Origin of the sequence: Xanthomonas sp. NCPPB 1128 (assembly GCF_001043115.1) — a bacterium.
Classification (GTDB): domain Bacteria; phylum Pseudomonadota; class Gammaproteobacteria; order Xanthomonadales; family Xanthomonadaceae; genus Xanthomonas_A.
Genome location: NZ_LFME01000012.1, coordinates 104,888 through 113,639 on the forward strand (window position 1 = coordinate 104,888; position 8,752 = coordinate 113,639).

At 70.7% G+C, this 8,752-nt stretch carries 10 protein-coding genes and 1 riboswitch; all 10 genes read right to left on the reverse strand.

Annotation, left to right across the window (positions count from 1 at the left end):
* Positions 1-83: 83 nt before the first annotated feature.
* Entirely contained in the window at positions 84-563 is a 480-nt protein-coding gene (gene nusB, locus ACP93_RS09990; protein ID WP_048490537.1) for a transcription antitermination factor NusB, read from the reverse strand.
* Positions 560-1,027, reverse strand: coding sequence for a 6,7-dimethyl-8-ribityllumazine synthase (gene ribH / locus ACP93_RS09995; protein ID WP_048490538.1), 468 nt, complete (start codon positions 1,025-1,027; stop codon positions 560-562). Before ribH ends, nusB begins: the two co-directional genes overlap by 4 nt.
* A 103-nt stretch (positions 1,028-1,130) precedes the next feature.
* Positions 1,131-2,264: a 3,4-dihydroxy-2-butanone-4-phosphate synthase gene (gene ribB, locus ACP93_RS10000; protein ID WP_048490552.1), complete on the reverse strand. Its 1,134-nt coding sequence runs from the start codon at positions 2,262-2,264 to the stop codon at positions 1,131-1,133.
* Positions 2,265-2,379: 115 nt separating this feature from the next.
* Entirely contained in the window at positions 2,380-2,979 is a 600-nt protein-coding gene (locus ACP93_RS10005; RefSeq protein WP_048490539.1) for a riboflavin synthase, read from the reverse strand.
* A gap of 79 nt (positions 2,980-3,058) precedes the next feature.
* Positions 3,059-3,222: riboswitch (FMN riboswitch) on the reverse strand.
* A 142-nt stretch (positions 3,223-3,364) separates the two neighbouring features.
* Positions 3,365-4,495 carry a bifunctional diaminohydroxyphosphoribosylaminopyrimidine deaminase/5-amino-6-(5-phosphoribosylamino)uracil reductase RibD gene (ribD, locus tag ACP93_RS10010; protein ID WP_048490540.1) on the reverse strand — a complete coding sequence of 377 codons (1,131 nt, stop codon included), beginning with the start codon at positions 4,493-4,495 and terminating at the stop codon, positions 3,365-3,367.
* Positions 4,492-4,968: a GNAT family N-acetyltransferase gene (locus ACP93_RS10015; protein WP_048490541.1), complete on the reverse strand. Its 477-nt coding sequence runs from the start codon at positions 4,966-4,968 to the stop codon at positions 4,492-4,494. The genes ribD and ACP93_RS10015 overlap by 4 nt, the downstream gene beginning before the upstream one ends.
* 4 nt (positions 4,969-4,972) lie before the next feature.
* Positions 4,973-5,503, reverse strand: coding sequence for a transcriptional regulator NrdR (gene nrdR / locus ACP93_RS10020; RefSeq protein WP_010340907.1), 531 nt, complete (start codon positions 5,501-5,503; stop codon positions 4,973-4,975).
* A gap of 105 nt (positions 5,504-5,608) precedes the next feature.
* Positions 5,609-6,877, reverse strand: a complete 1,269-nt coding sequence (gene glyA / locus ACP93_RS10025) for a serine hydroxymethyltransferase (RefSeq protein ID WP_048490542.1) — start codon at positions 6,875-6,877, stop codon at positions 5,609-5,611.
* A 121-nt stretch (positions 6,878-6,998) separates the two neighbouring features.
* The gene (locus ACP93_RS10030) at positions 6,999-7,505 is read right to left on the reverse strand and encodes an RcnB family protein (RefSeq protein WP_048490543.1); all 507 of its coding nucleotides are present in this window, start codon (positions 7,503-7,505) and stop codon (positions 6,999-7,001) included.
* Positions 7,506-7,615: 110 nt separating this feature from the next.
* The gene (locus ACP93_RS10035; RefSeq protein WP_048490544.1) at positions 7,616-8,539 is read right to left on the reverse strand and encodes a helix-turn-helix transcriptional regulator; all 924 of its coding nucleotides are present in this window, start codon (positions 8,537-8,539) and stop codon (positions 7,616-7,618) included.
* Positions 8,540-8,752: the final 213 nt, after the last annotated feature.

The following is an 8,752-nucleotide window of genomic DNA, read 5'->3' on the forward strand; positions in this document are numbered from 1 at the left end:
GGATTGGGATTGGCAAAAGCGCGTCCGCGGACGGGAATGCCGCTCTTGCGAATCCCCAATCCCGAATGCCCAATCCCGCGCCGTCAGGCGCCGCCGCCCCCCGACTCCACCGCGCGCCACTGCAGCGCGGCGCGGTCCAGGACGCCGTTGACGTAGGTGTGGCCGTGCTCGGAGCCGAAGCGCTTGGCGGTCTCGATCGCTTCGTTGATCACCACGCGGTACGGCACGTCCATGCGGTGCAGCAGTTCGTAGGCGGCCAGGCGCAGCACCGCGCGCTCGATCGCGTCCACTTCCTCCACCGTGCGGTCCAGGTAACCGACCAGCGCCTCGTCCAGTTCGGCGCGATGCTTGAGCACGCCTTCGACCAGGTTCTCGAAGTACACCAGGTCGGCGATCTCGTGCGCCTGCTCGTGCGCGAACTGCGCGATCACGTGCTGGGCGTTGCCGCCGGAAATCTGCCAGGCGTAGATCGCCTGCAACGCACGCCGGCGCGCGCGCGAACGCAGGACCGGATCGACGCCGTCGCGGCGTGGGTGGTGCTTGTGGCCAGCGGGTTTGTTCACGGCAGCAACTCCAGCAGGTTGACCATCTCCAGCGCGCTCAGCGCCGCTTCCTCGCCCTTGTTGCCATGGCTGCCGCCGGCGCGCGCCTCGGCATCCTCGACCTGCTCCACGGCGAGCACGCCGTTGAGCACCGGGATGCGGAAGTCCAGCGAGACCCGCAGCAGGCCCTCGGCGCAGCCGTCGGCCACGTGTTCGTAGTGGCGGGTATCGCCACGGATCACGCAGCCCAGCGCGATGATCGCGGCATGCTTGCCGGCCGCGGCCAGGCGTGCGGCGACCAGCGGCAGTTCCCACGCGCCCGGGACCCGGATCACGTCCACCGCGTCCTCGGCGATGCCGTTGCCGGCCAGGCTCTGCCGCGCGCCGGCGACCAGCACGTCGGTGATGCGGGCGTTCCAGCGGCTGGCGATGATCGCGAAACGCGCCGACTCGGGAGTGCGGAGGTCGCCTTCGTAGTGGGACATGACGGTGGCAGCTTAAGGGGGTGGGAGAGTTTAGCAGGCAGGGAGGCCGCGGCCCGGGTGACGCGAGAGCAGCCGCCCGCCCAGGGCCGATCCGGCATCGGAATCAGGTTTTGCCCAATCCCGAATCCCGATTCCCCACTCCCTGCCCCACCTCCACATGCTCCACCACCTCCAGCCCGAACCCGGCCAGGCCGATCTGCCGGCGCGGGGTGCCGAGCACGCGCAGCTTGCCCAGGCCCAGGTCGGCCAGGATCTGGCTGCCGGCGCCATTACGCCGCCATTGGCCCACGTCCTTGCCGTGCGCCGCCTCCGGCTGCGCGCGCAGCCGCGCCAGCAGCGCCTCGCTGTCGCGCGGCGCCGACAGCACCACCATCACCCCGCGCTCGGCGGCGGCGATCGCGCGCAGCGCATCGCTGGCGGCCACGCCGAAATCGTCGCGGCGCCAGTGCAGCAGGTCGGCCAGCGGATTCTCCACCTGCACCCGCACCAGGGTCGGGGTGTCCGCATCCGGGGTGCCACGGACCAGGGCGAAGTGCAGGTCGTGGGCGATGCGATCGCGGTAGGTGACCAGGATGAAGCCGCCGAACTCGGTGTCGATGGGCCGCTCGTCGATGCGCTCGACGGTGTGCTCGGTGGCCAGGCGGTAGGCGATCAGGTCGGCGATCGACCCCATCTTCAGGCCATGGGTGCGGGCGAACTCCTCCAACTGCGGACGCCGCGCCATGCTGCCGTCGGGATTGAGCACTTCCACCAGCACGCCGGCCGGCTCCAGCCCCGCCAGCATCGGCAGGTCGCCGGCGGCCTCGGTGTGGCCGGCGCGGGTCAGCACCCCGCCAGGCTGGGCGATCAGCGGGAAGATGTGGCCCGGCTGGCTGAGGTCGTGCGGCTTGGCATCCGGCTTGACCGCGGTGCGCACGGTGTGGGCGCGGTCGTAGGCGGAGATGCCGGTGGTGACACCTTCGGCGGCTTCGATGCTGACGGTGAAGTTGGTATGGAACTGCGCGGTGTTGCGCTGGACCATCGGCGCCAGGCCAAGCTGCGTGCAGCGCTCGCGGGTCAGCGACAGGCACACCAGGCCGCGCGCATGGGTGACCATGAAGTTGATGTCCGAGGGCTTGACCAGCTCGGCGGCCATGATCAGGTCGCCCTCGTTCTCGCGGTCCTCGTCGTCGACGATGACCACCATGCGGCCGGCGCGCAGTTCTTCCAGCAGCTCGGGGACGGAGGCGAAATTCAGGCTCGGGGTGACGGAAGGCGACATTGTGGGACTCGCGGAAAGACGGAAGGTGCCGCGCGCGCCGCAGGCGGCGGCGCAGCGCGACGGAAAGGCGGAAGGCCGGACACGGCCAGGATCAGTCCTGGCGGCCCTGCAGCAGGCGTTCGACGTAGCGCGCGACCAGGTCGATCTCCAGGTTCACCGCCGCGCCGACCGCGGTCTGCGCGAACGCGGTGTGCGCCACGGTGTGCGGGATCAGCGCGACCTCGAAGCCTTCCGCGTCGACTTCGTTGACGGTGAGGCTGACCCCGTCCACGCAGATCGAGCCCTTCTTGGCGATGTAGCGCAGCAGCGCAGCCGGCGCGGCAAAGCGCCAGCGCTGCGCGCGTGCGTCGTCGTGGATCGACAGCACCTCACCGAGCCCGTCGACATGGCCGCTGACCAGGTGCCCGCCGAGGCGGTCGGTCGGGCGCATCGCCCGCTCCAGGTTCAGCACCGCGCCCTCGGCCAGGCGGCCGAGCGTGGTCAGCGCCAGGGTCTCGGTGGAGGCGTCGGCCTGGAACGACGCGGCGTCGAAGGCGATCACGGTCAGGCACACGCCGTTGACCGCGATGCTCTCGCCCAGGCGCACGTCGGCGAACGGCAGGCTGCCGGTGGCGAAGGTGAAACGGATATCGCCGCCCTGCGGCTGGCGTGCAGCGAGATGGCCGACGCCTTCGATGATTCCGGTGAACATAGCTACGTTTCTCGCAATGGGGTGAGCGAAAAACGCCACAAGGCAAACAGGCACACGCACAGCCGCAAGGCTGCGCGAAGGCCGTCTTCTTTCATCCGGACTATACCGTCGGCTCCGGCATCGCACCGGATCTGCTGACCTTCCCGATTCGGCGGGTCGCGCCTGCGCCGGGAAGCGCTCGCGGGCTCGTGCGCGAACGCACCTACCGCCGGTGGGGAATCGCACCCCGCCCTGAAGACGTTTGTGGTCGCCGGCGAACCGGCCGGGGCATTCTAGCAGGCGCGGCCGTGGCGGCCGCCCGGTGGACCGCGCCACCGGTGGGACGAAGCGGCGCGGCGCGTGCGGCAACCTTGCGCGTCGCAGCGCGCATCCACGACGCGGCCAGTCAAGGCGCGGCCGCGCCTGCGCAGGCGGCAGCCGGCCGCAGCAACAGGCGCAGGTCGCCGCCGAGCTGGCGCACGTCCTGCAGTTGCAGCGGCACCCGCTGCGCCATGGTCTCGATGCCCAGCCCGGCCAGCAGCGGGCGGGCGGTCTCGCCCAGCAGCAGCGGCGCCATGTACACCAGCACCTCGTCGACCAGGCCGGCGCGCAGCAGTGCGCCGCTCAGCGTCGCGCCGGCCTCGACCTGCACCTCGTTGATGCCGCGTTCGGCGAGCAGGCGCAGCGCCGCGTGCAGGTCGCAGCGGCCGTCGTGCAGCGGCACCGCGGCGAACGCGGCGTGCTCCAGCGCCGGCGGCACGCAGTCCGGCGCGTGCAGGTAGAGGGTCGGCGCGCTGCCGTCGCGGACCTTGGCCTGGGCCAGGCTGCGCAGTTGCGCATCCAGCACCACGCGCAACGGCGGCATCACTTCGGTCGCCGCGTCCAGGCGCACGGTCAACGCGGGATCGTCGGCCAGCACGGTGCCGGCGCCGGTGAGGATGGCGCCGGCGCAGGCGCGCCAGTGCTGCACGTCCTGGCGCGCGGCAGGACCGGTGATCCACTTCGATTCGCCGCTGGCCAGCGCCGTGCGCCCGTCGAGGCTGGCGCCGAGCTTGATCCGCAGCCACGGCCGGCCACGCTCCACCCGCGACAGGAAACCGCGGTTGAGTGCGCGCGCCTGCGCTTCCATCAGGCCCGCCTGCACCGCGATGCCGGCTTCGCGCAGCAGCGCGAAGCCGCCGCCGTTGACCTGCGGGAACGGGTCGGCCATCGCCGCCACCACCCGCGCCACCCCGGCCTCGATCAGCGCCAGCGCGCACGGCGGGGTGCGGCCGTAGTGCGCACACGGCTCCAGGGTCACGTAGGCGGTGGCGCCGCGGGCACGTCCGCCGGCGGCGCGCAGCGCGAACACCTCCGCGTGCGGCCCGCCGGCGCGCTGGTGGAAGCCCTCGCCAACCACCGCGCCATCGCGCACGATCACGCAGCCGACCATCGGGTTCGGCCGCGTGGTGTAGGCGCCACGCTCGGCCAGCCGCAGGGCCTGCGCCATCCAGCGATGGTCGTCGGCGGAAAAGTTGGAGACGACGTCGGTGCTCATGCGGCAGCAGTGCCGACGTCGCGACGCATCACCACGATCTGCAGCAGCCCCAGCGGCAAGTCGGCGTGACGCTGCCAGCCCAGGCGCTCGTAGAACGGCACCAGCACCGGCTCGCAGTACAGGTACAGCCACTGCACCCCGAAGCGCGCGGCAGCCTGCGCGCAGTGCGCGACCAACGCAGCGCCGACGCCGGCACCGCGTGCCTGCGGCCGCACGTACAGCGTGGCCAGCCATGGCGAGAACTGACGGATGCGCGCATCGTCGTTCTGCAGCAGACTCACCGACCCCAGCCAATCCTCGCCGTCCAGGGCGATCCAGCTGGTGGGGATGCGACGGTCGTCGCGATGGCTGCGCAGGTCGGCCTCGGCCTCCACCACGTTCCACTCCGGCAGCAGCGGACCGAACGCCTGCAGATGTTCCTGTGCCAGCGCCGGGATGTGCTGCGCGGCCTCGGCCAGACAGACGATGCGCATGCGCTCAGCGCTTGCCGGTCTTGTCGCCCGGCTTGGCCGCGCGCACCAGGTCCAGCAGCGGCAACTGCTCGCTGCCGACCGGCAACTCGCGCTCAAGCTTCTCGATCTCCTCGCGGAAATCGGCCACGTCCTGGAAGCTGCGGTACACCGAGGCGAACCGCACATAGCCGACGTGGTCGAGCTTGCGCAGCTCGGCCATCACGTACTCGCCCACCCGGATCGAGGGCAGTTCGCGTTCGCCGGACATGCGCAACTGGTGCACCACCGCGCGCACCGCCGCCTCGATCTGCTCCTCGGCCACCGGCCGCTTCTGCAGCGCGCGGTCGAAGCTGGTGCGCAGCTTGCGCGCATCGAACGCCTCGCGGCCGCCGTCGCTCTTGATCACCGTCGGCAGCTTGAGCTCGATCGTCTCCAGCGTGCTGAAGCGCTCACCGCAGGCCTCGCACTCGCGACGCCGGCGGATCGTCGCGCCGTCCTCGGACACGCGCGAATCGATCACCCGGGTATCGGTGTGCTGGCAGAAAGGGCAGTGCATCAGGGGCTGGGATTGGGGATTGGGGATTGGGGATTGGAAAAGGCGCGCGCCTCAGGACTGGAGCTTACGCCCCATCCCGAATCCCGACTCCCCAATCCCCGCCGCTCAGCCATACACCGGATACTTGCGGCACTGCGCGGTCACCGCGTCGCGCACGCGCGCCAGCACCGCGTCGTCGGCAGGAGCGTCGAGCACGTCGGCGATCCAGTTGGCCAGGTCGACGCAGTCCTGTTCCTGATAGCCGCGGGTGGTGATCGCCGGGGTGCCCAGGCGCAGGCCCGAGGTCACGAACGGCGAGCGCGGGTCGTTGGGCACCGAGTTCTTGTTGACGGTGATGTGGGCCTTGCCCAGCGCGGCCTCGGCGTCCTTGCCGGACACCTCGCGACCGATCATGTCCACCAGCATCAGGTGGTTCTCGGTGCCGCCGGACACGATCTTGTAGCCGCGCGCGATCAGGGTCCTGGCCATGGCCTGCGCGTTCTTCACCACCTGTTGCTGGTAGCTGGTGAACTCCGGCTCCAGCGCTTCCTTGAACGCCACCGCCTTGGCCGCGATCACCTGCATCAGCGGGCCACCCTGGATGCCCGGGAACACGATCGACTGCAGCTTCTTGGACAGGTCCTCGAGCTTGTCGCCGGCGCCGGCGGCACTGGCGAGGATGATGCCGCCACGCGGGCCGCGCAGGGTCTTGTGGGTGGTGGAGGTGACCACGTGCGCGTGCGGCAGCGGGGTCGGATAGACGCCGGCGGCGACCAGGCCGGCCACGTGCGCCATGTCCACGAAGAAGTAGGCACCGACCTTGTCGGCGATGGCGCGGAAGCGCGCCCAGTCGATCACCTGCGAGTAGGCGGAGAAGCCCGCCACCACCATCTTCGGCTTGTGTTCCAGGGCCAGCCGCTCGACCTCGTCGTAGTCGATCAGGCCGTGGTCGTTGACGCCGTACTGCACGGCGTTGAACAGCTTGCCGGAGGCGTTGACCTTGGCACCGTGGGTCAGGTGGCCGCCGTGCGCCAGCGACATGCCGAGGATGGTGTCGCCCGGCTGCAGCAGCGCGAAGTACACCGCCTGGTTGGCCTGCGAGCCGCTGTGCGGCTGCACGTTGGCGTAGTCCGCACCGAACAGTTGCTTGACCCGGTCGATGGCCAGCTGCTCGGCGACGTCGACGAACTCGCAACCGCCGTAGTAACGCTTGCCCGGATAGCCTTCGGCGTACTTGTTGGTCAGCTGGCTGCCTTGCGCTTCCATGACCAGCGGGCTGCAGTAGTTCTCGCTGGCGATCAGCTCGACGTGGTCTTCCTGGCGGCCGGCTTCGGCGGCAATGGCGCGGGCCAGGTCGGGATCGTAGGTTTCGATGCGGGCGTCGCGCGGGAACATCGGGTCTCCGGGGGCATGGACAGAAGGCAGACCGCTAGTTTAAGCCCCGCGCAGCGCCCAGGGCGAACCAAAACGCAGACGGCCTCCCGAAGGAGGCCGTCTGATGGTGCCGCAGCAGGGTTCAGCGGCCGCTGAGCACCAGGTCGGCGATGATGCCGGTGGCGATGGCGACCAGCAGCAGGTTGCCGGTGTCGTCGCGCACCCAGCGGTAGCCGTACGGCGGGCGCCGGACCTGATAGCGGTCGTAGTCGTAGACCACGTAGTTCGGGCCGTAGTAGCGCTGGCCGCGCGCCCAGCGCGGCGGACCCGGACGGTAGTAGACGACGTCGGGCCCGTTGCGATAACCGTCGCGGTAACCGCGGTCGTAGGCGTGGCGGGCGTCGCGGCGGTCGCGCTCACGGTCGCGCCAGTAGCGCTCGCGATCGGCATCGCGGTAGCCGCGGTCGTACCAGCCATGGTCGCGCGGACCCGGGCCCGGCGGCGGGGGCGGCGGCCCCGGAGGACCCGGCGGGCCCCAGCCCGGGCCGGGACCCGGGCCGCCCGGACCCCAGGCGAACGCGGGTGGCGCCATGAAACCCAGCGCCAGCGCGGACGAGAGGGCGATTGTGGCAATGCGTTTCATGTTCATGGCAACTCCGTCACGTGGTGTGGCGGTTGCATTTAGACCCTTGCCGTCTGAACCGCCTCCTGCTGGAATCGATTACGTATTCAGCTTCACGGATCGGACTAGGAAAGCGTTCATCCAGCGGCATTTCCGGCCTGTGCGTGCAGGCGCAACAGCGCCGCCTGCGCTGTGTCATCGGCTGGCAAATAGACCACCAGGCGGTTGCCGTTGCGCGGCGCCGACCACCAGTTGACCTGCTGCAGGCGCAGCTCGCCTTCCTGCGGATGGCGGAAGCGCTTGAGCTGGTTCTCCACGCCGCGCACCTCGCGCCGCTGCCGCCACAGCGCATCGAACTCGGGCGAGGCCGCACGGTAGCGCGCCAGCAACGCCTCCCATTCCGGCTCGCCCAGGTGCTCGGCCATCGCCGCGCGCAGCAATGCCACCATGTGCTGCAGCACGTCCTGCCGATCGAGCAGTGCGTCACGCCAGCGCGGATTGGTGAAAGCCTGATAGACGCAGTTGCGGTCCGCGTCCGCCAGGTCGGTCAGGGTCACGCCCATCAGCCGCTCGAAAGCCGGGTTGGCGCCGAGGATGTCGAAGCGCGGGGTCTGCAGCATCGCCGGCCACGGCCCGAGCTGGTCCAGCAGCATGCGCGCGGTGCCGGTCAGCCGCTCGCACGGCGGGGCCGCCAGAGCGGTTGTACCGCCCACACCGGCCAGTGCCAGCACGTGCGCGGTTTCGACCTCCGAACACTGCAGAGCGCGGGCGATGGCGGTCAGCACGCGCGCCGAGGCGCGGACCGGGCGCCCCTGTTCCAGCCAGGTGTACCAGGTCACGCCGACATCGGCGAGCAAGGCCACTTCCTCGCGGCGCAGGCCGGGGGTGCGACGCCTGCCGCCGCGCGGCAGCGCCAGCCGCGCCGGGTCCAGGCTCTCGCGGCGGGCACGCAGGAAGGCGCCCAGCGCCCGGGCGCGCTCGCTGGCCAGGGCCGGACCCGACGCGGCGGGCGCGGCCACGCGCTCCGGTTTGGAGGTGGAAGGGGCGAGGTCCAGTTGCATCGTCTTCTCCGCTTCGCTGTTCGCCAGTGCCGAACGATGCCGTGCGCGTGCACGGCGCTCGCTGCGCCGTCGTGTCCCATCACGCCGCGGGGGATGTCGCCCCGCAACGCGCCGGCCCGGGACGCCAGGGAGGCACCATCAGTACCAGGATAAATGAGTCCTTGTACCAGTTTATCGGCTCCCCATACTGCGCGCCATGACCACGCCCTCCCC

Coding starts and splice junctions, on each gene's coding strand:
- ribH (WP_048490538.1), bottom strand. CDS start 1,027: ATGTCCCACTACGAAGGCGACCTCCGCACTCCCGAGTCGGCGCGTTTC.
- ACP93_RS10005 (WP_048490539.1), bottom strand. CDS start 2,979: ATGTTCACCGGAATCATCGAAGGCGTCGGCCATCTCGCTGCACGCCAG.
- ribD (WP_048490540.1), bottom strand. CDS start 4,495: ATGAGCACCGACGTCGTCTCCAACTTTTCCGCCGACGACCATCGCTGG.
- ACP93_RS10015 (WP_048490541.1), bottom strand. CDS start 4,968: ATGCGCATCGTCTGTCTGGCCGAGGCCGCGCAGCACATCCCGGCGCTG.
- nrdR (WP_010340907.1), bottom strand. CDS start 5,503: ATGCACTGCCCTTTCTGCCAGCACACCGATACCCGGGTGATCGATTCG.
- glyA (WP_048490542.1), bottom strand. CDS start 6,877: ATGTTCCCGCGCGACGCCCGCATCGAAACCTACGATCCCGACCTGGCC.
- ACP93_RS10030 (WP_048490543.1), bottom strand. CDS start 7,505: ATGAACATGAAACGCATTGCCACAATCGCCCTCTCGTCCGCGCTGGCG.
- ACP93_RS10035 (WP_048490544.1), bottom strand. CDS start 8,539: ATGCAACTGGACCTCGCCCCTTCCACCTCCAAACCGGAGCGCGTGGCC.